The sequence below is a fragment of the Aequorivita marisscotiae genome (genome assembly GCF_029814825.1).
In the GTDB taxonomy this organism is placed as follows: domain Bacteria; phylum Bacteroidota; class Bacteroidia; order Flavobacteriales; family Flavobacteriaceae; genus Aequorivita; species Aequorivita marisscotiae.
This window is the reverse complement of sequence record NZ_CP122379.1, coordinates 667981-690820: the sequence shown is the minus strand read 5'-3', so window position 1 is coordinate 690820 and position 22840 is coordinate 667981. Positions and strand designations below refer to the sequence as shown.

The 22840-nt window shown below is 38.0% G+C and carries 24 protein-coding genes and 1 tRNA gene; 14 read left to right on the top strand and 11 right to left on the bottom strand.

The window, feature by feature from the left end; genetic code table 11:
- Positions 1-36 precede the first annotated feature (36 nt).
- Positions 37-366 (top strand): 2Fe-2S iron-sulfur cluster-binding family protein, encoded by a 330-nt coding sequence (locus QCQ61_RS03250; RefSeq protein WP_279449282.1) that lies wholly within the window; start codon positions 37-39, stop codon positions 364-366.
- Here QCQ61_RS03250 and QCQ61_RS03245 read toward each other — a convergent pair.
- From QCQ61_RS03245 to QCQ61_RS03230, 4 genes are all read right to left on the bottom strand, one after another.
- On the bottom strand, positions 363-1055 hold the full coding sequence (locus tag QCQ61_RS03245; protein ID WP_279449281.1) for an SGNH/GDSL hydrolase family protein: 693 nt from the start codon (positions 1053-1055) through the stop codon (positions 363-365). The genes QCQ61_RS03250 and QCQ61_RS03245 overlap by 4 nt on opposite strands.
- Before the next feature lie 159 nt (positions 1056-1214).
- Entirely contained in the window at positions 1215-2393 is a 1179-nt protein-coding gene (locus tag QCQ61_RS03240) for an acyl-CoA dehydrogenase family protein (RefSeq protein WP_279449280.1), read from the bottom strand.
- Between the two features lie 50 nt (positions 2394-2443).
- Positions 2444-2662 (bottom strand): hypothetical protein, encoded by a 219-nt coding sequence (locus tag QCQ61_RS03235; RefSeq protein WP_279449279.1) that lies wholly within the window; start codon positions 2660-2662, stop codon positions 2444-2446.
- A 71-nt stretch (positions 2663-2733) separates the two neighbouring features.
- Positions 2734-3123, bottom strand: coding sequence for a helix-turn-helix transcriptional regulator (locus QCQ61_RS03230; RefSeq protein ID WP_279449278.1), 390 nt, complete (start codon positions 3121-3123; stop codon positions 2734-2736).
- 463 nt (positions 3124-3586) lie between these two features.
- On the opposite strand from QCQ61_RS03230, the gene QCQ61_RS03225 reads away from it, so the two are divergent.
- The 5 genes from QCQ61_RS03225 to QCQ61_RS03205 all read left to right on the top strand — a co-directional run bounded on the left by QCQ61_RS03225 (position 3587) and on the right by QCQ61_RS03205 (position 6891).
- Positions 3587-3985, top strand: coding sequence for a hypothetical protein (locus QCQ61_RS03225; protein ID WP_279449277.1), 399 nt, complete (start codon positions 3587-3589; stop codon positions 3983-3985).
- 168 nt (positions 3986-4153) lie between these two features.
- Positions 4154-4651 carry a TlpA family protein disulfide reductase gene (locus tag QCQ61_RS03220; protein WP_279449276.1) on the top strand — a complete coding sequence of 166 codons (498 nt, stop codon included), beginning with the start codon at positions 4154-4156 and terminating at the stop codon, positions 4649-4651.
- Positions 4652-5296: 645 nt separating this feature from the next.
- A complete protein-coding gene (locus QCQ61_RS03215) occupies positions 5297-5749 on the top strand; it encodes a hypothetical protein (RefSeq protein WP_279449275.1) in 453 nt (150 codons plus the stop codon).
- A 4-nt stretch (positions 5750-5753) separates the two neighbouring features.
- Positions 5754-6701, top strand: a complete 948-nt coding sequence (locus tag QCQ61_RS03210; protein WP_279449274.1) for a hypothetical protein — start codon at positions 5754-5756, stop codon at positions 6699-6701.
- Between the two features lie 13 nt (positions 6702-6714).
- Complete coding sequence (locus QCQ61_RS03205) at positions 6715-6891, top strand: hypothetical protein (protein ID WP_279449273.1); 177 nt, start codon at positions 6715-6717, stop codon at positions 6889-6891.
- A gap of 6 nt (positions 6892-6897) precedes the next feature.
- On the opposite strand, the gene QCQ61_RS03200 is transcribed toward QCQ61_RS03205, so the two are convergent.
- The 3 genes from QCQ61_RS03200 to QCQ61_RS03190 all read right to left on the bottom strand — a co-directional run bounded on the left by QCQ61_RS03200 (position 6898) and on the right by QCQ61_RS03190 (position 8890).
- Entirely contained in the window at positions 6898-7635 is a 738-nt protein-coding gene (locus QCQ61_RS03200) for a tRNA1(Val) (adenine(37)-N6)-methyltransferase (RefSeq protein ID WP_279449272.1), read from the bottom strand.
- Positions 7636-7766: 131 nt separating this feature from the next.
- Positions 7767-8291 carry a ribosome maturation factor RimM gene (rimM, locus tag QCQ61_RS03195; RefSeq protein WP_279449271.1) on the bottom strand — a complete coding sequence of 175 codons (525 nt, stop codon included), beginning with the start codon at positions 8289-8291 and terminating at the stop codon, positions 7767-7769.
- 11 nt (positions 8292-8302) lie between these two features.
- Positions 8303-8890 (bottom strand): 30S ribosomal protein S16, encoded by a 588-nt coding sequence (locus tag QCQ61_RS03190; protein WP_279449270.1) that lies wholly within the window; start codon positions 8888-8890, stop codon positions 8303-8305.
- Positions 8891-9030: 140 nt separating this feature from the next.
- On the opposite strand from QCQ61_RS03190, the gene QCQ61_RS03185 reads away from it, so the two are divergent.
- From QCQ61_RS03185 to QCQ61_RS03150, 8 genes are all read left to right on the top strand, one after another.
- Complete coding sequence (locus QCQ61_RS03185; protein WP_279449269.1) at positions 9031-9825, top strand: DUF6252 domain-containing protein; 795 nt, start codon at positions 9031-9033, stop codon at positions 9823-9825.
- Between the two features lie 184 nt (positions 9826-10009).
- Positions 10010-10459, top strand: coding sequence for a ferritin-like domain-containing protein (locus QCQ61_RS03180; RefSeq protein WP_279449268.1), 450 nt, complete (start codon positions 10010-10012; stop codon positions 10457-10459).
- 202 nt (positions 10460-10661) lie between these two features.
- Positions 10662-15092, top strand: a complete 4431-nt coding sequence (gene dnaE / locus QCQ61_RS03175) for a DNA polymerase III subunit alpha (protein ID WP_279449267.1) — start codon at positions 10662-10664, stop codon at positions 15090-15092.
- A gap of 137 nt (positions 15093-15229) precedes the next feature.
- Complete coding sequence (gene trxA / locus QCQ61_RS03170; protein ID WP_068761863.1) at positions 15230-15547, top strand: thioredoxin; 318 nt, start codon at positions 15230-15232, stop codon at positions 15545-15547.
- Positions 15548-15734: 187 nt separating this feature from the next.
- Entirely contained in the window at positions 15735-16280 is a 546-nt protein-coding gene (locus tag QCQ61_RS03165; protein ID WP_279449266.1) for a ClpP family protease, read from the top strand.
- 54 nt (positions 16281-16334) lie between these two features.
- Positions 16335-17264 carry a DUF58 domain-containing protein gene (locus QCQ61_RS03160; protein ID WP_279449265.1) on the top strand — a complete coding sequence of 310 codons (930 nt, stop codon included), beginning with the start codon at positions 16335-16337 and terminating at the stop codon, positions 17262-17264.
- Positions 17265-17425: 161 nt separating this feature from the next.
- Positions 17426-17499, top strand: a tRNA-Asp gene (locus tag QCQ61_RS03155).
- A 225-nt stretch (positions 17500-17724) separates the two neighbouring features.
- Positions 17725-18411, top strand: coding sequence for a DUF5995 family protein (locus QCQ61_RS03150; RefSeq protein WP_279449264.1), 687 nt, complete (start codon positions 17725-17727; stop codon positions 18409-18411).
- A gap of 181 nt (positions 18412-18592) precedes the next feature.
- Here the strand turns inward: QCQ61_RS03150 and QCQ61_RS03145 are convergent, their stop codons facing one another.
- The 4 genes from QCQ61_RS03145 to QCQ61_RS03130 all read right to left on the bottom strand — a co-directional run bounded on the left by QCQ61_RS03145 (position 18593) and on the right by QCQ61_RS03130 (position 22832).
- Positions 18593-18934, bottom strand: a complete 342-nt coding sequence (locus QCQ61_RS03145; RefSeq protein ID WP_279449263.1) for a LuxR C-terminal-related transcriptional regulator — start codon at positions 18932-18934, stop codon at positions 18593-18595.
- 6 nt (positions 18935-18940) lie between these two features.
- Positions 18941-19228 (bottom strand): response regulator, encoded by a 288-nt coding sequence (locus QCQ61_RS03140; RefSeq protein WP_279449262.1) that lies wholly within the window; start codon positions 19226-19228, stop codon positions 18941-18943.
- 12 nt (positions 19229-19240) lie between these two features.
- Positions 19241-19963: a sensor histidine kinase gene (locus tag QCQ61_RS03135; protein WP_279449261.1), complete on the bottom strand. Its 723-nt coding sequence runs from the start codon at positions 19961-19963 to the stop codon at positions 19241-19243.
- Positions 19964-20057: 94 nt separating this feature from the next.
- Positions 20058-22832, bottom strand: a complete 2775-nt coding sequence (locus QCQ61_RS03130; protein WP_279449260.1) for a PAS domain-containing hybrid sensor histidine kinase/response regulator — start codon at positions 22830-22832, stop codon at positions 20058-20060.
- Positions 22833-22840 lie beyond the last annotated feature (8 nt).

Below are 22840 nucleotides of genomic sequence, written 5' to 3'. Positions count from 1 at the left end.
GGGTTTAAAACATTTAATGCACTGGAGTCTGTACCAATGAAAGATATTAAAGTAACTATTGTAGATCGTCATGGGGTAAAACATAAAGTTGATGCTCCCACAGATATGAATATGAACCTGATGGAAATAGTTAGATCGTACGAATTAGCGCCAGAAGGAACCATTGGTATTTGCGGCGGAATGGCCATGTGTGCCTCCTGCCAGTGTTACGTTGAAAGTCCCCACCAACTTCCCGAAATGAGCTATGATGAAGATTTAATGCTTTCAGAAGCTTTTAATGTGAAAGAAAACAGCCGCCTTAGCTGCCAAATATTTATTAAGGAAGAACTCGACGGACTTGAAGTAGAATTAGCCCCCGAAGTCTAGTGAAGTGTTTTCAACACACTTTTAAATAGCAGTTCAACAAATTTTTTATATGCTTTTTCAGAAGGGTGCAAACTGTCTGCTGCAACCAATTCTGGATCGTCTAAACCTTGCTGTGTAATTGGGGTTATGTTTTTAAATGCCACTCCTTCTTCTTCAGCAATCTTTTTAGCGTATGCATTGTATCTTTTTAAGTCTGAAGTTATTTTTTCCGCTTTCCCAGATTTTTGTCCGAATGGCGTAAACGCATAATCGGGAATGGAAAGTACAATTACATTTTCAGTTTTTCCTTTTGCAAATTCAATTGCTTTTTCAAGTAATTCTGAAAATTCTTCTTCATACACTGAAAAGGGTTTTCCTTGGTACTGATTGTTCACACCTATAAGTAAGGTAACCAAATCGTAATTTTTTGGTGGATTTTCATTGACGATTGCAGCAAGTAAATTGGTTGTTGTCCACCCAGTTTTGGCAATTATTTTAACCGTGGTTTTTTTCTTCAATACGGCGTTTAAAGAAGCGGTTAATTGTTTTGGGTAATTACAACTGTCGCAAACACTTTCGCCTATAGTGTAACTATCTCCAAGTGCTAAATATGTATGTGTAGTTTCTTCAGAAGAAAGGGGTTCTTTTGAAATTCCACAGGAAATTGTAATTAGGGTAAGTAGCGCTATTGCATTTTTAAAAAACATCATTTTTGTATTTTCAGTTTATAATAATACGATAATTGCTGCGAATGAGGTTTGTAATCCTTCATATATCGACAAGCATATTCTTTTCGAAAAATTATATATTGAAAAAACAAAGCCACGACTTTCCAGTAAAATCGTGGCTTTGTTAAAATAATCGTGCTACTATTGAAAAGCGTTTAGTCCTGTAATATCCAAACCAGTTATTAACAAGTGAATGTCGTGTGTGCCTTCATAAGTTATTACACTTTCAAGGTTCATCGAGTGGCGCATAATGCTGTATTCGCCAGTAATACCCATTCCGCCTAACATTTGTCGCGCTTCGCGAGCTATGTTAATTGCCATATCTACGTTATTTCGTTTCGCCATTGAAATTTGTGCGCTCGTAGCCGTACCTGCATTTCGCATAACGCCCACACGCCAAGCCAACAATTGGGCTTTGGTGATTTCAGTAATCATTTCGGCCAATTTTTTCTGCTGAAGTTGGAATTGCCCAATTGGTTTTCCAAACTGGATTCGCTCTTTTGAATAACGCAACGCCGTGTCATAACAATCCATCGCAGCGCCAATGGCACCCCAAGCAATTCCATAACGTGCAGAATCAAGGCAGCCAAGTGGCGCACCCAAACCTGATTTGTTTGGAAGTAAGTTTTCTTTCGGAACTTTTACGTTGTCAAAAATAAGTTCGCCCGTTGCCGAAGCGCGAAGCGACCATTTGTTGTGTGTTTCGGGGGTAGAGAAGCCTTCCATGCCACGTTCTACAATAAGCCCGTGGATTCTACCTTCTTCGTTTTTAGCCCAAACAACGGCTACTTGTGCAAAAGGAGCATTGCTTATCCACATTTTGGCGCCGTTTAAAAGATAGTGGTCGCCTTTGTCTTTAAAATTGGTGGTCATTCCGCCGGGATTGCTCCCGTGGTCCGGCTCGGTTAAACCGAAACAGCCCATCCATTCGCCCGATGCAAGTTTTGGCAAATATTTTTTGCGTTGTTCCTCGGTTCCGTATTTGTAAATAGGATACATAACTAAAGAAGATTGCACAGAGGCGGTACTGCGAACGCCACTATCGCCGCGTTCAATTTCCTGCATAATCAATCCATAGGAAATTTGGTCGAGCCCCGCCCCGCCATATTCCTCGGGAATATACGGGCCAAATGCACCAATTTCGGCAAGACCGCTAATAATTTGTTCTGGAAATTCGGCCTTTTGGGCGTATTCCTCTATAATAGGCGATACGTCGCGCTTTACCCAATCGCGGGCGGCTTGGCGTACCAGTTTGTGTTCATCGGAAAGTAATTCGTCAAGATTGTAATAATCTGGAGCTTCAAATAAATCTGGTTTCATGTATAAGTAATTTAAAGGAATACAAATGTAGAAATCACAACCATATAGACCTACATTTTCAGGTAAAATTCCCGTACAAGATTTTTGTATTCCTCCGTATACTTATGGCGTGAAGTTTCAACGGTAAGATTTTCTATTTTTGGAGAAATTTTTTCGAAAGAAAACTCCACCATACTTCTTTTTTCTTCGGCCTGCCCGCCGTGGCGGGAAGTTTCAGTGCCCCGAACCCTGCAAATCCTATTTGGAAAAAGGTTTACTTCCGAAGCCATTTTTATAAAATTTTCTTCTTCTTTCCGTGGAATTAGGCCTTATTGGAGAAATTTAGAGATGAGAAAGACTGTTACTTATCATTTTTACTTTTCAGTTTGCGTTGGAGCACTTCAACCTGTTCCTTGAGTTTTAGATTTTCTTCTTTCTTCTCCAACAACTCTTTTTTCAGAAAACCGTTCATTTCTTTTATCTCCTCAATTAGCCTATCGGAAATAAAATAAATAACCTGGGCCATATCGTCCTGAAGATGGTGGTTGTGCTTTGTGGTGCTACTTGTTTCCAAAATCTCTTCAATGGGAACATTAAAATGAGCTGCTATTATTTCACACTCTGCTTCCGTGAATGGTGCAAAGCCTGTTTCCTTGCGTTGGTACTGAGGTTGGGAAATACCCAGCAAAGCTCCCATAGCTTCTCGGGACATTCTTCTGTCCTCCCGCAGTTTTCGTAGTTTTTTGTGCATAATTTCTTGATTTAGGGCAGGGGAGCATTCTCAAATGTATTTAATAAAGACCTAAAAATCAAGTATAATTTATTATTCATTTATTATGGATTATGCGAATAATTTGTATGATATTGATTATCAGAAAAATGGGGGGGTAAAAAGGGAGAACTACCGCTTGGTATTTTAGTGACAATGCGTTAACTTTATCTTAAGTTTTTAATGTATATCAATAAAAAATCAACAATCATCTAAATTAAGTTACCTATCATAGAATAAATACTAAAAAAAGAGAAAGCCCTTACAAGGTAAGAGCTCTCACAGTCCCGCAAAAACCAATGTTTTAAAGATTGGAAGTGTAACGAAACCTTCACGAAACCCAAAGTTACATATTTATCATTAAAACACAAATGGTTTTTGCCCAAAAAACGCTGAAGCCGAAAAGCGTACAGAGTAGGTGTTTTAATTTTTAAATTATGTAATTATGAAAAATTTAATTCTATCCTTGATGGCCATAGTATTAATAAGTGGAGTTAACTATGGAGCGATTAATAAAAAGGACAAAACTATAAAATATGATGCTGGACATGAAATCTGTGTTACAATAGATTTGATTTTAGTAGAAGTAACTTATTGTTATTCTTGGGAAGATGAGGGAGGAAACGGTGGTTGGAAACCATTGCTTGAAGCAAATAAAAATACTACTGGGGATATTGTTACTCAAGGTGCAAACGCTTATTTGGTTATTCATGGATTCAATAATCAATTGACAGGAGTTAAAGTTACTGGTGGTAAGTATGATATGCCGAATGGCTATGAGACTGTTCCAGGTGAGTATGTGATTCGCAACGGCGATTTGAAAGTTCTACTGAAAAAGAAATAATTACGAATAAAAGCACCCTTCAAACAATTTTGTTTGAAGGGTGCTTTATAATCCAAATAGAATTATGCGATCAAAATTTTTAAAAGGATACGTTATAGGGCTAATTATTTCTATAATACTCATTGCAGTTATTGCTTTGACATTGGGAAATTTTAAAATAAGTTAGAAATGAAAAATATAAATTTCATATGGGGGGTGTTATTAGGATTTTTGACTCCTATAATAGTAGGTACTTTTATACTATTTTATAATAAAAAGATCGAGAGACCTATAGTAATGGACATCAATTCTCTGGAAATTATAGGAACAGATGGAACATCTTTAAGATTAAATACTATTAATGAAAACGGTTTGCTGATCAATTTCTGGGCCACTTGGTGTGCACCTTGTATAAGCGAAATGCCCTTTTTTCATGAAATAGAAAATGAAGAAAAAATAAAAGTAATTGCACTGTCAAATCAAAAAATGGATATTATTAGAAAGTTTGTTAAAGAAAATGAATACTCCTTTATGATTGCGCAGTATAGAGTTAGCAATGACGAAATTATCAATGTGCTGCCAACAACGGTATTGTTAAACCAAAATCAAGAGGTTGTCTGGTCCAAAAGCGGTTCAGTAACTAAAACCGAATTAAATAAGGCTATTAAAATGCTTAATAAGCAGTAATTGTTTCAATTAACTTTTAACCCATACGTTATGAAAGTTTTTCTATCCTTAAAACATTGGCAACTGTTCCTTTTAATTTATTGCCTGCCCCTTGCTTTGTTGGCGGGTATGATTGGGTACATGATAATAGTCGGAGGCGGCACTTCGGAAGCACTCCTTTTCTATAAATTATTCCTGTTGGGCTTTTTAATTTCAATGGGTATTTATTTTTATTGGCTTTGGTCCCTTGCAAGCTTTTTCACCAAGAAAAATCCCAATGTACACAGAAAAACCAGACTTAAATTTCTGCTGTTACTCGCTTTTCTGTTGTATGTAGCGGTGAATCTGTTGCTTTATTTGAACATTGATACTTGGGCGTTGGAGGGGAATATGCAAAACTATTTTAAGATAATAATAATTATAACAATGCTGGGTTTTGTATTTGTGGTGTTATATCTCTATTGTCTTTATAGGATCGCAAAGATTTTTAAGACAGCCCAATTGGGAAAAACTGCCTCTTTGTCCGAATTCATTTTGGAACTTTTGCTATTGTGGTTTTACCCCATAGGAATATGGATAATCCAGCCCCCGGTCAATAAAATGTTGAAGAGAGAAATGTAAAACTATTTGACCAAAAAATTATTCGCTTAAAAAACAAAAAAAAAAATGAAATCAAGACTATACTTAACATTGGTTATCTTGCTGCTATATGCAACATTCGCGACCTACGCACAATCCGCAGCCCCAATTGGCTTTGACATCCGCGGAAGGGATTGCAGCGGTGGCCTTGGCCTTTGCAGCGCAAATAAAATGAGCAGCCCAAACAATAACATCTCTATTCAAAAGACAGGTGAAAATGTCTTTGTTTTGGCAATAAATCGCTCTTCATTGTCCGGAGCTGAACAGACCAGTATTGCAGGACAACCCTTTTCTGCATTTCAGGCCAATCTCCCTACATCATTTACGCAGACAGATGATTTAATCTTCGATAGCGAGGTAGTGCAGGCTTTAGGGCTCGTCCCAAAATACAAGTTGCTAAAAAAAGGCAGCTATCCTATGCAAATAGAAGAAAATGTCGTAAAAATAACCCTGACCCTCGCAGAGGTCGGTAAACCCTAAACCCATGAAACGCGCATTGGTCTTTATGCTATTCTTTCTCTGCTTTTATAAAGGCTTTTGCACTATAAATCCAGAAGAAGATCCCAATAATATTGTGGATGAAATGCTTTTTGAGATTAGGGCAGTGCAGCGGGAGTATGCCATAAAAAGGGAACTGATTTTTCTTCATTTGCAACAGGCAAATAGTTTGCTGCAAAATGCCAAGACCACAGACGAAAAAGTGGATTTGTTAATTCAAAAAGATGCTTTCAGTACAGAATTGGAATTTTTGAAAAACAGTGAACTTCGGGACATCAGTAAAATTAGATACATCAAGGGATTGCAGATTATAAAACTGCTTTATGAAAAAACGCTTTCCTTGGACCACCATTTTGCTGCCGTTTCCACGCTCAGGGATGTGAACAACATCAGCAACCCAAACAACTATCCCGAGTTTGTTGAAATGAAGGACAAACTGAAAACCACACAGGATAAGCGAACAGGTTTTGACTTGCCCAGTTTGTTAAACAGCAATATATACACTTCTGTCGTATATTCCTTTGTTTCCATGTTCACGAACACAAATACTTCCAAAGCCGAAAAAGATAGCAGCTTGAAGGAAGTGGAATGCATCCTCGATTTTACATTGCGAATGCACAACGACCTAAACACCATCTATTTCGAGACCGCTTTTTTGCAAAAGAAAAACGAGAACATTTCCGAAGCCATCAAAGAACTTTTTAAAGAATATACAAAACCATTGGAGTATTCCACGAGCCTTGAGGATTGCAGAAAAAGTGATGATTGGGATGCGGTACGGAAAAACCTTGACACTTATTTAGCCACTTTGGACAAAACCTTGGAAGAATGCCGCAAGAAACCTGCAGATAAATCTGGAATTTCCCGTAGACCGCCTGCTCCAGTTTATCACCGAATACAACAATTTTATAAACGAGGGAGTAAACTTTTATGAAAAATTCCAGATTATGCTTTCCAGTTATGAAAATGAGAAACAATGTGCCTCAAAAACCCCTGTGGAATATTCACGTTTAAAGGAAGGCATTTCGGTTACCATTGAAAAATTCAATACCGCTTATAAGCCCGTGGAGATCAATGGGAGTAAAATGAAACAGTTGCTTTATGGCATCAATGAATATGATTGAAAAATATCACATCTTCAAGTAAAAATCCCCCACTAGTTTTTTGTACTCTTCAGTGTAATTGTGGCGTGAAGTTTCAATGATAAGATTTTCTATTTTAGGAGAAATTTTTTCGAAAGAAAACTCCAACATACTTCTTTTTTCTTCGGAAGTTTCATTGCCGCGAACTCTGCAAATTCTATTCGGAAACAGATTTACTTCCGAAGCAATTTTTATAAAACGCTCTTCTTCTTTCCGCGGAATAATTACTGCGAAAACACCTTCATCCGAAAGTAAAAGAGAAGCACTTTCAATCAATTCATCAAAAGGAAGCGCATCGTTAAACCGAGCCAATTCTCGAGAAGTAGAAATTATTTTCTCTCCTTTCGGGGGAGATGCCGAAGGCAGAGGGGGAGAATAAAATGGCGGGTTGGAAATTATGAGGTCGTATTTATCTTCTATTTCCTCAGCTAGTTCTGCCAAAGATGCATGATAGCAAAACAATCTATCGCCCCACGGTGAGTTTTCAAAATTATCTACGCACTGTTCAAAAGCGTTTTCTTCAACCTCAATGGCGTCTATCATTTCGGCGTTGGAACGTTGTGCAAGTTGAAGTGCAATAATTCCGGTGCCTGCGCCAATATCTAAAATTGAAAATGGGTTTTTTTCAATTGAAACCCATGCTCCGAGAAGCACCCCGTCTGTACCAATTTTCATCGCACAACGGTCTTGTGCCACGGTAAATTGTTTAAATTGAAAAGGTTTCAAAATGATTTTCAGATTAACGATTAACGATTAACGATTAACGATTAACGATTGTTGATTGCTGATTGAAGATTTTGGAATTTGTAATTTCGAAGTTATTTGGAATTTGGTGCTTGCAATTTGGGATTTCATTCTCAAATGTACATTTCAATCAACCCCTCCGGTACATCCAAAAGAATAGTTTTGTTTTCCCGATCTACTTTTTTGATGAAATGATCTATCATCGGAATCAAAATTTGCTTTCCGTCGCGATCTATTTCAAACAAAGCTTGCGAAGTGGTATCGTTAACGCCGGTGATTTCACCAATTTTTCCGAAAGATTCGTCTTCGGCGGTAAAACCAATTATTTCGTGATAGTAAAATTTGTTGCCAGAAAGTTTTGGAAGAAACTCCAAAGGGAGATATAAATGTGCGCCAATAAGTGCATCGGCTTCGGCTTCATTTTGCACATCTTCAAAACGCACGCGTAGCAGCTCACTTTTATGCAATGAACTTTCTTCAATAAAAAATGGAATCAGGTTTTTGCGTTGTTCCACAAAAACCGATTCCATTTCAGTAAAGAGTTCGGGTTCGTCTGTATCAAGTTTAATGAGCAGCTCTCCCTTAAAACTATATTTTCTAACGATTTTGCCCAAGTAGAAGCAATTCTCCTTTTGCATCGCCTTTAGATTTAAGCTTCTTTCTTGTCCTCTTTTGCTTCCTCTGCAGCTTCTTCAATTGCAGATTTTGCAGCTGGAGCTTCTTCAGTTGCAGTTTCAGCAGATGCTTCAACTGTTTCTTCAGTAGTTTCCTCTTCTGCTGGAGCTTCAGCGGCGGCAGTTTCAGCAGCACGCTTTTCATTTACAGCTTTTTCAGCAGCAAGTGCTTCAGCTTTCGCTTTGTCTTTGCTTTCTGAAAGTGTTGCTTTTTTGTGATCGATAGAATCTCTCTTAGTTTCTGACCACTCATTAAATTTTGCTTCAGCTTGTTCTTCTGTTAAAGCACCTTTACGAACACCACCAGCAAGGTGATTTTTCATTAAAGCACCTTTGTAAGAAAGAATGGCGCGGGCGGTATCTGTAGGTTGTGCTCCATTTTGAAGCCACTTTACAGCTAAGTCCACATCAAGATCAATCTGTGCAGGGTTTGTTGTAGGATTGTAAGAACCTATTTTTTCTAGGTATCTACCATCTCTTTTACTACGGCTGTCTGCCGCGATAATCCAGAAAAAAGGTTTCCCTTTTTTTCCGCGTCTTTGTAGTCTGATTTTTACAGGCATATTTAAAATTAATTTTTGGGGTTCTCGACCCCGGTTATAATTAAGGACGGCAAAGATAGTGTTTTTTTAGTTTTGAAATTCAATCAATTAAAGTTTTTTATTTTACATTTGTAGAAAAACACTTACAATTCTATTTGCCGATGAAAAAGCTACTTTTTTTGCTAGTTGCCACTATATCACTAATCTCCTGCGAAGATACTAAAACCAATACTGTTGCTTTACAGGCAAAAGTAGATAACACCCTGTATATTTCTACTGAAGCCAGCGCAGATGCCAACCCAAATGGTACCGTTACAATTCTAGGATTAAGCCGCGATGAATCTATAAAAATTCATCTTTCGCGTTTGGCAGAGGGTAATTTTAATTTCCAAGAGGGCTCAAGAAATTACGCTATCTATACAGATATGGGCGGTAATATGTACACAACAAATCAAGATAGCGAGGGTGTAGTTACCATTTCTGAACTAAATGAGACCAATAAAACGCTTTCGGGTACGTTTAAATTTAATGCCTTTCTTCCGGGAATAGACACCGTATTTGTTTCTAAAGGAGTACTGTATGATGTGCCGTATATTGGTGTTAATATTGACGATCCCAACAATGCTGGTACATTTTCTGCAAAAGTAAATGGGGTTTTATTCACCCCCGTAGCCGTATCATCACGTAGCTCTGATAACGCAATAATTACTTCTGCAAGTACAGACAATGCCATTATGATGATTTCTGTGCCAACCGATGCGGAGCCAGGAGAATACTCTTTGCCAAGAGCAGGATTTACCGCAAGATATCAAGGTGTGAATGGGCTTGAAACCACGGCCTCTGGAACTGTACAGATTTTAGAACACAATGTGGCAGCACAGACCATTAAAGCCGCTTTTTCTTTTGTAACAGATATGTCTGAAATTACGGAAGGGCAGTTTAATGTGAGCTATTAAATAATCTTCGCCAGATAGAATCCCGCTAAAGGTTAAACCTTGTTAATTTGTTTTAAACTTAGGTTAATAATTCGTTGAACGCCTTTGTTCGTAGTATATTGAGGTATATCCGAATGAAGTTGAGCAGTTGTCTTTAAAGGAACGATGTTGAAAAAACAACTGCATAATTTAAAACGAAACGAATATGAAGTTTACTGAAAAAATGTCGAACAAATTAAACGAACTGTTAGAGAAAAATTATGACGCCGAAAAGGGTTATAAGAAAGCAGCTGAAAATGTAGAAAATACAAAGCTGAAACAATTCTTTAACGATCAAGCCCAAAAACGATACGATTTCGGTCACGAATTAAAAACCGAAATTAAAAACTACGGCGAAACCCCAGATAAGGGTGGAAGCACAACGGGTGCAATGCACAGAACTTGGATGGATATTGAAACCGCCTTTTCTTCTAATAACGAAGAAACCATTTTAGAAGAAGTACAAAAAGGTGAAAAAGCTGCAATCGAGGAGTATAATGAAGTTATTACAGATACCACATTGCCTCCTACCACAAAGCAGATTTTAACCAAGCAGCGTGACACAATAACGAATGCATGCCAAAGTGCCAAAAATTTTGAAGCTGTAGTATCCTAATTTTTTGAAAAAAAAGAATAAACCGTCTTTAGATTTTTTCTAAAGACGGTTTTTTGTGAACAACTCCTAACAATTTAACTTCTCAAAAGCGAAGGGTTTTTCTATTTTTACGTCCTCGGTTCAGTGTTCAGTTTTCAAGGCTCTTAACCTAAAATTCTGAAATCAACAATCGGTAATCGTCAATCTAAAAGCTTCAATCCCAATGTATTTAATCTTCGATACAGAAACAACAGGTCTTCCAAAACGCTTTAAGGCTCCCGTTAGCGATAGTGATAACTGGCCACGCTGTATTCAGATTGCATGGCAATTGCACGATGCCATGGGCAACTTGATTGAGCATCAGGATTATTTGGTGCAGCCCGAAGGTTTCAATATTCCATTCGACGCCGAAAAAATTCACGGTATTTCTACCGAATTGGCAACATCCGAAGGAGTTTCCTTAGAAGAAGTCGCGACAAAATTTCAGGCCGCCCTTTCAAAAACAAAATTTCTTGTCGGCCAAAATGTGGGGTTCGACGTAAATATAATGGGCGCAGAATTTTTCCGTCTCGGAATAGAAAATCCGCTGCCCAATCTACCTGTTTTAGATACGTGTACCGAAACAACTGCGCAACTTTGCCAGATTCCTGGAGGTCGCGGCGGTAAGTTTAAATTGCCAACGTTAACCGAACTGCACGAATTTCTTTTTAGCGAGCCATTTGCCGAAGCGCATAATGCCACAGCAGATGTGGAAGCAACCACACGGTGTTTTTTAGAATTGGTGCGAAGGCAGATTTTTACAACGGCTGAGCTTGAAGTGCAACCGGATTATTTCGAAAATTTTTCAGAAAAAAACCCTGAACCCTTTCAGCTTATTGGACTGGAACACATAAATCTGAAAAAGGCTTCTGAACGTATCAGAAAGCAAATGCAGGCTGCTTCAGAAACAGAGGAAATCTCTTCCGAAGAAATAAAAGAAAATATTGCAACGCTTGAAAACGCGCCTTTTGTGCACCTTCACAATCATTCGCAGTTTTCAATCCTTCAATCTACTTCAAGTACGTTAGATTTGGTAAACGCAGCGGTAGCAGATAACATGCCTGCCGTATCGTTAACAGATTCCGGAAATATGATGGGTGCCTTCCATTTTGTGCAAGCCGTTTCCAATTACAATAAAACACTTGCAGATTTACCAAAGGACCCTGACGATGAAGATCCTCCAAAACCGCTAAAGGCAATTGTGGGTTGCGAGTTTTTTGTATGCGAAGATCATCTGAACAAAACCCACAAAGACAATGGCTACCAAATTGTGTTTTTGGCGAAAAATAAAAATGGCTATCACAATTTGGCCAAAATGGCTTCTATTGCTTACACAGACGGATTTTACTATGTACCGCGAATTGATAAATCTATAGTTGAAAAATACAAAGAAGACCTAATTGTTCTAACCGGAAGTCTCTATGGCGAAGTGCCGGGAAAAATCCTCAATATTGGTGAAAACCAAGCGGAAGAAGCATTGCTTTGGTGGAAAGAACAGTTTGGCGCCGATTTATATGTAGAAATTATGCGCCACAATCAAGAAGACGAAAAGCGCGTAAATGGCGTATTGGTCGAGATGGCAAAGCGCAACAACGTAAAATTGGTTGCCTGCAACAATACCTATTATATTAAAAAGGAAGATGCCAATGCCCATGACATTCTGCTCTGTGTAAAGGACGGTGAAAAACAAGCAACTCCGATTGGTCGCGGCCGTGGCTACCGCTATGGTTTACCAAATCAGGAGTATTATTTTAAGTCGCAAGACCAGATGAAGACTCTATTTAAGGATCTTCCTGAAGCAATTTTGAATATTGAAGAGGTAGTTTCAAAAATAGAACCCTTCAGCTTGCATCGCGATGTTTTGCTTCCCAATTTCGGAATTCCAAAGGAATTTTTAAACCCTGAGGATATTGATGGGGGCAAACGTGGAGAGAACGCATTTTTACGACACTTAACGTATGAAGGTGCTAAAAAGCGCTATCCGGAATTAATAGAAGTTTCTTATGAAGCATTAACCGATTCTGAAATTCCCGAAGGTGCCTCGGAACGAGTAAAGGAAATAAAACAACGTCTCGATTTTGAGCTAGAAGTAATCGCTAATACTGGTTATCCGGGTTACTTTTTAATTGTACAGGATTTTATTGCTGAAGCCCGAAAAATGGACGTTTCCGTGGGTCCTGGGCGTGGTTCAGCTGCGGGAAGTGCAGTGGCGTATTGTTTGGGAATTACCAATATCTGCCCCATAAAGTATGATTTGCTTTTTGAGCGTTTCCTAAATCCAGATCGTGTGAGTATGCCCGATATCGATATCGATTTTGATGACGAGGGCCGAAGCAGAGTAATGGATTACGTAATTAATAAATACGGCAGCAACCAAGTAGCGCAAATTATTACCTACGGAACCATGGCTGCAAAATCTTCCATTCGCGATACGGCGCGGGTTTTGGACTTGCCATTAAATGAAGCCGATAGAATTTCGAAGCTTGTTCCCAATATGACCAAGCTGAACAAAATTTTCGGTTTGAGTCCTGCAGATTTACGGAGCCGTTTCCGAAGCGATGAGCTGCCGAAAGTGCAAGAGCTTTTAAATCTTGCAGAAGGAACCGATTTGGAAGCGCAAACTATAAATCAAGCAAAAATACTGGAAGGCTCCGTTCGGAATACGGGTATTCACGCTTGCGGTGTAATTATTACCCCTAGCGATATTACAGATTTCGTACCCGTTGCCACAGCAAAAGATTCAGACTTGTACGTTACCCAATTCGATAACTCGGTGGTGGAAAGTGCAGGGCTTTTAAAAATGGATTTCCTCGGGTTAAAAACCTTGACTCTTATTAAGGATACGGTTAAACTTGTAAAGCACAAACACAATATAGAACTTGATCCGGACTTTTTTCCATTGGATGACGAAAAAACCTATCAGCTTTTTCAGAGAGGGGATACGGTAGGTATTTTTCAATATGAATCGGCAGGAATGCAGAAATATATGAAGGAATTGAAGCCTACGGTATTTGCCGATTTAATTGCAATGAACGCGTTGTACCGTCCAGGCCCGATGGAATATATACCTAGTTTCGTAAAAAGAAAGCACGGCGAAGAAGAAATTGAATATGATCTTCCTGCAATGGAAGAATACTTAAAGGAAACGTACGGTATTACGGTTTACCAAGAGCAGGTGATGCTTTTATCGCAGAAATTGGCAGATTTTACCAAAGGTGAAGCCGATGTTTTGCGAAAGGCCATGGGTAAAAAACAGAAAGCGGTACTCGATAAAATGAAGCCGCAATTTATTGCCCAAGCAGCGCAAAAAGGTCACGATCCAGAAAAACTTGAAAAAATCTGGAAAGATTGGGAGGCGTTTGCCAGCTATGCTTTTAACAAATCGCATTCTACTTGCTATGCATGGATTGCATATCAAACTGCCTATTTAAAAGCCCATTATCCAGCAGAGTATATGGCGGCGGTTTTGAGCAACAACATGAGCGATATAAAACAGGTTACCTTTTTTATGGACGAATGTAAGCGAATGGGCCTAACAGTCTTGGGACCGGATGTGAACGAATCTTTCCATAAGTTTACGGTAAACGATCAAGGCGCAATCCGATTTGGAATGGGCGCTATAAAAGGCGTGGGCAGTAGTGCCGTGGCCACAATAGTTGAACACAGAAAAGATGGTAAATACAAATCGGTTTTTGATTTGGCAAAGCGGATTGATCTTCGTTCCGCGAATAAAAAAGCTTTTGAGAATCTGGCTCTGGCTGGCGGTTTTGACAGTTTTGATACCCACCGCGCACAATATTTACACGATGATGGCGATGGCGTAATGTTTATTGAAAAAGTACTGCGCTATGCCGCAAAATATCAAGAAACTCAAAATTCTTCACAAGTGAGCTTATTTGGCGATGCCAGTGAAGTGCAAATCCCCGAGCCCGAAGTTCCGCCGTGCGAGGAATGGGGCACGATGAAAAAATTGAAGCAGGAACGCGAAGTGGTTGGCGTGTATATTTCGGGCCATCCGCTGGACGATTTTAAAATAGAAATGCGCAGCTTTACCAATTGCAAGGTTTCAGATTTTAATAATCTCGAAAAATTCATCAATAAAGAATTGTGTTTTGGAGGCGTTGTGAGCGATGTGCAGCACCGTGAATCAAAAGCTGGGAAGGGTTGGGCTATTTTTACCGTAGAGGATTATGAGGATAGTTACGATTTTAAAATTTTTGGAGAAGAGTACTTAAAGTGGCGCCATTTCTTAGTTCCGAACAGCTTTATTTACGGACGTGTTTTTGTGAAAGAAGGCTGGACAAATCGCGATACCGGTAAAAAAGGGGAGCCGCGACTTCAGTATAACAGCTTCTTATTATTACACGATGTAATGGAAATTTACGGTAAAAAGCTAACACTTACAATTCCTTTGAATGAATTGGAAGATGAAAAAATCAATTCTCTCAAAAACTTGGTAAAAGTACATAAAGGCGAAAAACAATTATTTTTTGTAGTAATTGAAAAAGGTGAAAAAATTAAACTCACCATGCCAAGTAGAAAGCACAAAATAAATATTTCAAAAGAATTACTTGACGAATTGGAACGAGAACAATTACATTATAAGTTAAACTAAGCCAAACGATTTCTGAAACAACACAGAAATCACGCTATAGAAAACCTTAATACCTTCATTTCCTAAACATATATTAAGAGTATAAGATTTCGCATAAAAATTAACTATTTTTGAAACTTCATTAAAAAACAAAGATTATGGCATTAGAAATAACAGACGCAACATTTGAAGAAACGGTTTTAAAAAGCGATAAACCGGTATTGGTTGACTTTTGGGCAGCCTGGTGTGGCCCTTGCCGCATGGTAGGACCCATCATTGAAGAAATAAGCAAAGAATACGACGGTAAAGCCGTAGTAGGAAAAGTAGATGTAGATGCAAACCAAGAGTTTGCTGCTAAATATGGAGTACGTAATATACCAACGGTTTTGGTTTTCCAAAATGGTGAAGTAGTAGGCCGCCAAGTTGGCGTTGCTCCCAAAAATGTATATGCAGAAGCAATAGATTCGCTTTTGTAAAATATTTTGAAAAAGAAAAATTAAAAACAAAAAGGCTTGGCGTATTGCTAGGCCTTTTGCTATTTTAGTAAAATGGCAGGTAAGGCGTGTTATGCTGAGTACAGTCGAAGCAAAGTCGAGACCTCCTTTGTAGAAAATATGATAATAAAAACCTCTGGACTGCGCTCGAGGGGACTGACCGAAAACTATGAAAAAAACAAATAAAGTACAGGATAAAATAGATGGCAAATTATTAGAGGAACGCAAGGTTTTCCTTTGGGGAATGGTAGATGACAAAAGTGCACGCCACGTGGTGGATAGGTTAATGTATCTAGATGCACTGAGCCACGACGAAATTACATTTTACATAAACAGTCCGGGGGGTTATGTAACTTCCGGTTTTTCAATTTACGATACCATCAAGCAGCTAAAGAGTCCCGTTTCAACCATTTGCACTGGTTTGGCAGCTTCTATGGGTAGCATTTTGCTTTCGGCAGGCGAAAAGGGAAAACGGTTTATCCAGCCGCACGCACGCGTTATGATTCATCAGCCAAGCGGTGGTGCTAGAGGTGTAGCAAGCGATATAGAAATTACGGCTCAGGAAATTTTAAAAACCAAAGAAATTAGTGCTCGAATCTTGGCAGAAAACTGCGGACAAAAATTTGAAAAAGTAATGAAGGACTTTAACCGCGACCATTGGATGAATGCCGAAGAGTCTGTGGAGTATGGAATTGTGGATGAAATTTTAAAATAACATTATAAGTTGTTGAGGTTACTCACTTTAGCTTCACTTTGTGACCCGCATTAAATGAATATAGAAAAAGAAATAAACCAGATTACAGGTTTCAAAAACCTCGAGCTGCTTGCAAAACAAGTGGTGGAAGGCTTTATTTCGGGACTTCATAAAAGTCCGTTTCACGGGTTTTCTGCAGAATTTGCTGAACACAAAATTTATAACAATGGCGAGAGCACCAAACATATAGATTGGAAACTTTTTGCCAAAACCGATAAGCTTTATACCAAGCGTTACGAGGAAGAAACAAATCTGCGCTGCCATTTAATTGTAGATAATAGCAGCTCTATGCATTACCCTAAATTGAAACAGTTTAATATAAATTCCTTAAACAAGATTGGTTTTTCGGTACTGGCTTCAGCGGCAATTATGAACTTGATGAAGCGGCAGCGCGATGCTGTGGGCTTGAGTGTTTACAGCGACGAATATGAATTTTATGCTTCGGAAAAGGGCAGTGAGCGGCACCATCAAATGTTACTTCAAAAATTAAATGAAGCGCTGCTTACTTCTCAAGAAAAGACCCAAACTAAAACGTACGAGCACCTGCATTTAATTGCAGAAAAACTCAAACGACGGTCGCTGGTTTTTCTATTTTCCGATATGTTTCAAAGCGATGCCGAGGCTGAAAAGTTATTTGAAGCCCTACAACATTTAAAATACAACAAACACGAAGTAATACTTTTTCACACTTTCGATAAAAAGAAGGAAGTAACGTTTAATTTTAGTAACCGTCCCAAGCGTTTTGTAGATGTTGAAACAGGCGAATATGTAAACCTGTATGCAGATAATATTAAGGAACAATACGCCGAAGCGGTGCAAAATTACTTTACCGAATTGCAGTTGCGTTGCGCGCAATACCGAATTAAGTATGTATTAACCGATATAAACGAAAATTTCAATAAGATATTAACTACGTATCTTGTGGAGCGTCAGAAGTTTGGATAATATTTATTATTTTTTAAAAAAATAGTTTGTGGAAATGAAATGGAGTAGTATATTTGCCACCGCTTAATACAGCAAGAGAGAAATTTCAAAATGTATTGGTAACAATTTTTCACTTTGCCCAACTGTTGTTGGGATCTTTCGAAAGAAAGGTTGAAAAACTTGGTCTGGTAGTTCAGTTGGTTAGAATACCTGCCTGTCACGCAGGGGGTCGCGAGTTCGAGTCTCGTCCAGACCGCAACAAGAAGTTGTGTTGAGTCACTTAAGGGTGGCTTGTGGTTTAGAAATAGACCGATGAGAAGCTTATCCAATGGATGGGCTTTTTTTGTTTTTGGAAGGTTTCTAATGTCTTTCCGCTTTTTGGAGATCCTTTTCAATTGTGCTTTCTTTAGCACTTACTTTTGTACTGTCCTGATTAAAAGTAAATTTTATATTTTAGTAATGTCTTTTTTCTTCGAAATTTATGAATACATCAGATCAAGTTTTAGCTAAAATGAATCAATACGTCGCTGAATACAAAACTGCCAAAGATTTGCGTTATGTGTTTTTAAGCTGTTATAATTTAATGAGTGCCAATATGGTGTCGGCAATTAATAACAATGAATTTCACGATACCGTTTGGGTGAATGCATTGCTTCGGCGTTTTGCAGATTATTACTTTAATTCATTAAAATGTTACGATTGCGGAGATGTAACTTCCAAAGTGTGGGAACACGCCCATAAGATTACGTGTAATAAGGATGTAAGTCAATTGCAGTGTTTAATACTTGGAGTGAATGCACATATAAATTACGATTTGGTGTTGGCCCTATCCGATCTTCTAAAACCCGAATGGGAATCGCTTTCCGAAACGCAACAAAGACAACGTTACGAAGATCACAAACATGTAAATTATGTAATTGCAAGTACAATAGATCGTGTACAGGATGAAATTCTAGAACCGCTAAACCCAATGCTTGAATGGGTAGATAGTTTGTTAGGCAGAATGGATGAGTATCTAATATCTAGGCTTATTACAAGCTGGCGCGAAGATGTTTGGGAAAACACGCAAATGCTACTTAAAATTGAAGATCCAGATGCCCGCGAAGCTTTTAGAATACAACTAGAAAATTCGGTTTTAAAGCGCGCTGCAGCCATTTGTGTATTTTAAACATGGTTGTATTTAGCAAAGATTACTTAGTTGAAGAATCAGCTAAATATTCAATCTAGCTCATTTTTACTTGTTTTTTAGGAATAGGAATAGTGTTCCGCCTCTTAACATATTACTTCAAATTAAACTTGAAGTTATACTATAAAAGAAGAAGGTAACCCGAAATAGCCTTAGCTATTTTTTAGGCATACATCTTTAAAACCTCTACCAGATCGGGAATGGACTGTATCTTAAGTTTTTCGAATACCCGATTTTTATAGGTGCTAATAGTTGAAGAATGTAAATTTAGGCGGTTAGAAAGCTCCTTTAAAGGGAGGCCTTCTACCAATTTACTCGCAACTTCAAGTTCTCTATTAGACAGGCTTTCTAAAGGCGATGCTTGTTGATCTTTATTTAAGGAGCTAGAAACAATTGAGTCTTTTATTCCTTCGCTTATAAATTTTCCTTTTTCAAGCATTGCATATAGAGCTTGGTCTATTTCGTCCTTAGTGGAGTGCTTGTTTAAAAATCCATCGGCGCCCATTTTTAATTAGCGCAACCCATACACATGTTCATCCTGGGAGGAGAAAATGAGAATTTTTAAATCGGGCTGTTTTAATTTAATAAAATCGATTGCTTGCTGTAAGGTGCCATTGGGCATATTTACGTCAAGAATAGCAAGATCAAATTTTTCGCGGGAGATGAGAGACGAGAGCGATTTGTAATCCTCTACCTCTGATAAGTTTGCGTGTGGCCGGAGCTGTTTGATGATTTGCACCAGCCCCATGCGCACTATACCATGATCATCCGCAACTAAGATGCGAGTGTTCGAAAGCATAATATTTCATTTTTAGATTAGGGGCAGGATCATAGAAATTTTGGTACCCGCATTTTCAGCGGATTCAATCTCTACTTTTCCATGCACCAAGTTTACGAAATTTTTTGCAATCTGCAAACTTAATCCTGCACCAATTTCATTTTCAGTACCTTGAAAAACAGGTTTTTCAAATGTAAAGAGCAGTTCTTGGGTGGTGGCAGACATGCCCGTACCGTGGTCTATAAGGGATAAAACGATTGAATTGTCTGATTTTATTGCCTCAAAATAAATATCACTTTTTTTATGCGAATATTTTATGGCATTGTCTGTAAATTTTGATAAAATATAGGTTATTAAGAAGGTATCGCTATTAAAAACTAAACTCTCATCGCCTTTAAATTGAAAAGATAGTTCCTTATTTTTAAGTTTTGTTTCAAATTCCTTTCTCAGTTTAATAAATAAATCTAACGCAAAAATCTCAGTCTTTTTAAGCTCAAAATCATTTATTTGTGTTCTAAGCCATTCACTGGTATCTGTTATTGTTTGGAGATTTTTTTTGGCATCTTGCCGTACCTGCACTAATAGTTTAAAGAAATCGTCTTTACTTATTGTTTCGCTTTCAACGGCTTCGATAACCCATAATAAACTGCCAAAGGCTTGCTTAAAATCGTGGGTGAGCAATGAAATCCATCCTGTTTTTAATTCATTTTGGGTTTTTAGGCGCTCAATTTCATCAGCGAGTTCTTTCTTGGTCATTCTCTATATTTTAATTTTCGTGAACCTTAATTTATGATTTATTTTTTCCGAAGTTGACTGGAAAAATTGTGGTTTATCAATTTAAGTTTTTTCTTCACTTTCCGCCACCATTAGTTACTTTTTCTCCCAACCATTTAGACAACATGTGGCTCAGGCTTTGTTTTAAAAGAGGTTTTGTTAAAAAATCGGTCATTCCCGCATTAAGGCATTTTTCTTTTTCTCCAGGAAGACTGCCTGCGGTAAGGGCAATTATAGGAACTTCCATTTGAACTTCCGCGGCCCTGATTTTTCGGGCGGCCTCTAAGCCATTCATCTTTGGCATTTGTACATCCATAAGCACGAAATCTGGAAACTCCTTTTTGTATTTTTCAACGGCTTCTGCTCCATTTGTAGCTTCAACAATAATCGCATTGGGCACAATGCTTTTTAAGTATAGCCGCGTTAGGTGCATATTTACATCATTATCTTCCGCTACTAAAATTTTTAAATCGCAAATGGTGGGTTGCGTGGGCTTTTCTTCTATAACAGGGGCTTTGGCAGCTTCGTTATTTTTAATTCTGGAAAGTGTTTGGTACATCTGTTTCATACGGATGGGTTTAACCAACCTGCTCGAAACTTCCAGCTCGTCGCAAGCCGCTTGCAATTTGTCGTCGTCAGAAGAGCTGTAAAGCACGATAAAAGGAAGTTCTTGGGCCGAAGGTTTTAATCCTTTAATTTTTTGGATGGTTTCAATTCCGTCCATTATAGGCATATGATAATCCATGATTATTACATCAAATTCGGGATTCTCTAGCATTACCAATAATGCTTTTAAACCGCTTTCGGCCTCCTTTACTTGAATGTTTTTTATTTCCAACATCCGCTTTAGGATTTTTCGGTTGTTTTCATTATCATCTACAATAAGCACACTTTTTATATCATGAAGACCATTTTCTAATTCTTCGTCTTCTACTCTAAAATCAAGATCGAAATAAAAGTTACTGCCTTTTCCTTGTTCGCTCTCTAGTTGTAGCTTGCTATTTGCCAATGCCAATAGTTTATTTGAAATAGACAATCCCAATCCGGTGCCGCCAAATCGTTTGGTTATGCTGCCGTCTTCTTGTGAGAATGGATTAAAAATTTCCTGCTGCTTGTCCTTATGAATACCAATCCCGGTATCGCTTACCCCAAAACGCAGTCGCATTTTGCCCTCGCCATAGTTCTCTAAAATAGTAACGTACAGTTTAATTTCCCCTTTCTCGGTAAATTTTAGAGCGTTGCCTAAAAGGTTTACTAATATTTGTTTTAAACGCATGGCGTCTGCCCAAATATAGTGCGGTATGTTATGGTCTATATCTAAAAGCATCTCTAACCCTTTGGTATTTATACCGTAGGAAACAATATTGAAGGCTTCTGAAACTATTTCTTCCACTTCAATTCTGTCAATAGCCAACTTCATATTGTTGCTTTCCATTTTGGAAAAGTCCAAAATATCGTTAATTATACTGTATAATGAAACACCCGATTGATTGATGATTTCTAAATATTGTTTTTGGGTTTCATCTAGTTTTGTGGCTAATGCAAGTTCTGTAAAACCAATAATTCCGTTTAAAGGCGTACGGATTTCGTGACTCATGTTTGCCACAAATTCCGACTTAGCTTTAAAAGCTTCTTCGGCTTCTTCTTTGGCTTTTTTTAACTCGTTGTTTAATTTTTTTCGCTCGGTAATATCTATAACATTGGTTAAAACTTGTTTGTTACCCGCTTCATCTTCATCGAGCGTGCTTATAAAATACCAGATGGCGTTTTCGCCCGATTTTTTTACAATAGACATTTCGCCCGAAGCTTTTCCGTACTTTTTAATTGCTTTTAAATACTCTTTAATTTCATCGTGGTATTGGGCATCTCTTAAATGAAAAATTGTAGATTTTTGCATCACCTTTCTGGAATATCCAGTTGCTGCCAAACCTGCGTCGTTTACATCTATAAAGTTACCGTCTAAATCGTGTATGCTTAAAATACCTTGTATATTATCAAATAGCTTGTGATATTTTTGTTCACTTTTTTTAAGCAACTGCTCTCGTTGAACAAATTCGGTAACATCGCGCCCAATGGTAAATACAAGTTTTGCCTCCAAATCTGGAGTACTTGTCCATTCTATCCACTTATTTTCGCCTTCCTTTGTTTTATAACGATTGGTGAAATTGACAACAGATTTACCCAAAGCTAGATTCTGCATCGCAATAGTAGTTTCTTCCTTGTCGTCCTCGTGAATAAAATCACTAAAAGGAGATTCCATAAATTTTTCATTTGTCCATCCCAAAGTTTTGGAAAATGCAGGATTTATTTTTACAAAGCTGCCTTCAAAAGAGGCAATTCCAATTAAATCATTTGAGAGCTGAAATAGATTGTCGTGCTTTCTTAAGCGCTGCTCATTTTCTTTACTCGTTACCCATCTGTTTATTTGCTGAACCGATTTTTCGAGAAAGTTATTCTCAGAATGAGTTAAAACTCTTTCTTTGTTATCAAAGATATTTAAGCTTCCGATAACGGAATCGTTGGAGTCTATAATGGGGAATGATTCGTAAAACTTCACCTCAAAATTAGTTACGGTATGAGGTGCCAGTTTTATATCTTTGTTTTTCTTTTTTAAATTGGCTTTTATTGCGGCGCTAAATGGGCCTATTTTTTCGATGGAATTATCGGTTGTGGCAATAACAAATGCTTCCTCTTCGTCAAAGATAGTGATGGTGCATAAAGGCATATCAATTATTTCTGAAACCGAAAAAAGTAAATAATCAAAAACATCGGCATAGCGCTTGTTTAGCGCATTTAGCTTCGTTATTGATTGATCTTGAACTGGGGCGGTTTTTGGGCTTACTATTTTCATTTTTTTTT

Coding starts and splice junctions, on each gene's coding strand:
- dnaE (WP_279449267.1), top strand. CDS start 10,662: ATGTATTTAATCTTCGATACAGAAACAACAGGTCTTCCAAAACGCTTT.
- QCQ61_RS03180 (WP_279449268.1), top strand. CDS start 10,010: ATGAAGTTTACTGAAAAAATGTCGAACAAATTAAACGAACTGTTAGAG.
- QCQ61_RS03160 (WP_279449265.1), top strand. CDS start 16,335: ATGAATATAGAAAAAGAAATAAACCAGATTACAGGTTTCAAAAACCTC.
- QCQ61_RS03150 (WP_279449264.1), top strand. CDS start 17,725: ATGAATACATCAGATCAAGTTTTAGCTAAAATGAATCAATACGTCGCT.
- QCQ61_RS03210 (WP_279449274.1), top strand. CDS start 5,754: ATGAAACGCGCATTGGTCTTTATGCTATTCTTTCTCTGCTTTTATAAA.
- QCQ61_RS03130 (WP_279449260.1), bottom strand. CDS start 22,832: ATGAAAATAGTAAGCCCAAAAACCGCCCCAGTTCAAGATCAATCAATA.
- QCQ61_RS03245 (WP_279449281.1), bottom strand. CDS start 1,055: ATGATGTTTTTTAAAAATGCAATAGCGCTACTTACCCTAATTACAATT.
- QCQ61_RS03225 (WP_279449277.1), top strand. CDS start 3,587: ATGAAAAATTTAATTCTATCCTTGATGGCCATAGTATTAATAAGTGGA.
- QCQ61_RS03230 (WP_279449278.1), bottom strand. CDS start 3,123: ATGCACAAAAAACTACGAAAACTGCGGGAGGACAGAAGAATGTCCCGA.
- rimM (WP_279449271.1), bottom strand. CDS start 8,291: ATGCAAAAGGAGAATTGCTTCTACTTGGGCAAAATCGTTAGAAAATAT.
- QCQ61_RS03235 (WP_279449279.1), bottom strand. CDS start 2,662: ATGGCTTCGGAAGTAAACCTTTTTCCAAATAGGATTTGCAGGGTTCGG.
- QCQ61_RS03205 (WP_279449273.1), top strand. CDS start 6,715: ATGCTTTCCAGTTATGAAAATGAGAAACAATGTGCCTCAAAAACCCCT.
- QCQ61_RS03190 (WP_279449270.1), bottom strand. CDS start 8,890: ATGCCTGTAAAAATCAGACTACAAAGACGCGGAAAAAAAGGGAAACCT.
- QCQ61_RS03250 (WP_279449282.1), top strand. CDS start 37: ATGAAAGATATTAAAGTAACTATTGTAGATCGTCATGGGGTAAAACAT.
- QCQ61_RS03240 (WP_279449280.1), bottom strand. CDS start 2,393: ATGAAACCAGATTTATTTGAAGCTCCAGATTATTACAATCTTGACGAA.
- QCQ61_RS03145 (WP_279449263.1), bottom strand. CDS start 18,934: ATGGGCGCCGATGGATTTTTAAACAAGCACTCCACTAAGGACGAAATA.
- QCQ61_RS03220 (WP_279449276.1), top strand. CDS start 4,154: ATGAAAAATATAAATTTCATATGGGGGGTGTTATTAGGATTTTTGACT.
- QCQ61_RS03185 (WP_279449269.1), top strand. CDS start 9,031: ATGAAAAAGCTACTTTTTTTGCTAGTTGCCACTATATCACTAATCTCC.
- QCQ61_RS03165 (WP_279449266.1), top strand. CDS start 15,735: ATGAAAAAAACAAATAAAGTACAGGATAAAATAGATGGCAAATTATTA.
- QCQ61_RS03135 (WP_279449261.1), bottom strand. CDS start 19,963: ATGACCAAGAAAGAACTCGCTGATGAAATTGAGCGCCTAAAAACCCAA.
- QCQ61_RS03140 (WP_279449262.1), bottom strand. CDS start 19,228: ATGCTTTCGAACACTCGCATCTTAGTTGCGGATGATCATGGTATAGTG.
- trxA (WP_068761863.1), top strand. CDS start 15,230: ATGGCATTAGAAATAACAGACGCAACATTTGAAGAAACGGTTTTAAAA.
- QCQ61_RS03215 (WP_279449275.1), top strand. CDS start 5,297: ATGAAATCAAGACTATACTTAACATTGGTTATCTTGCTGCTATATGCA.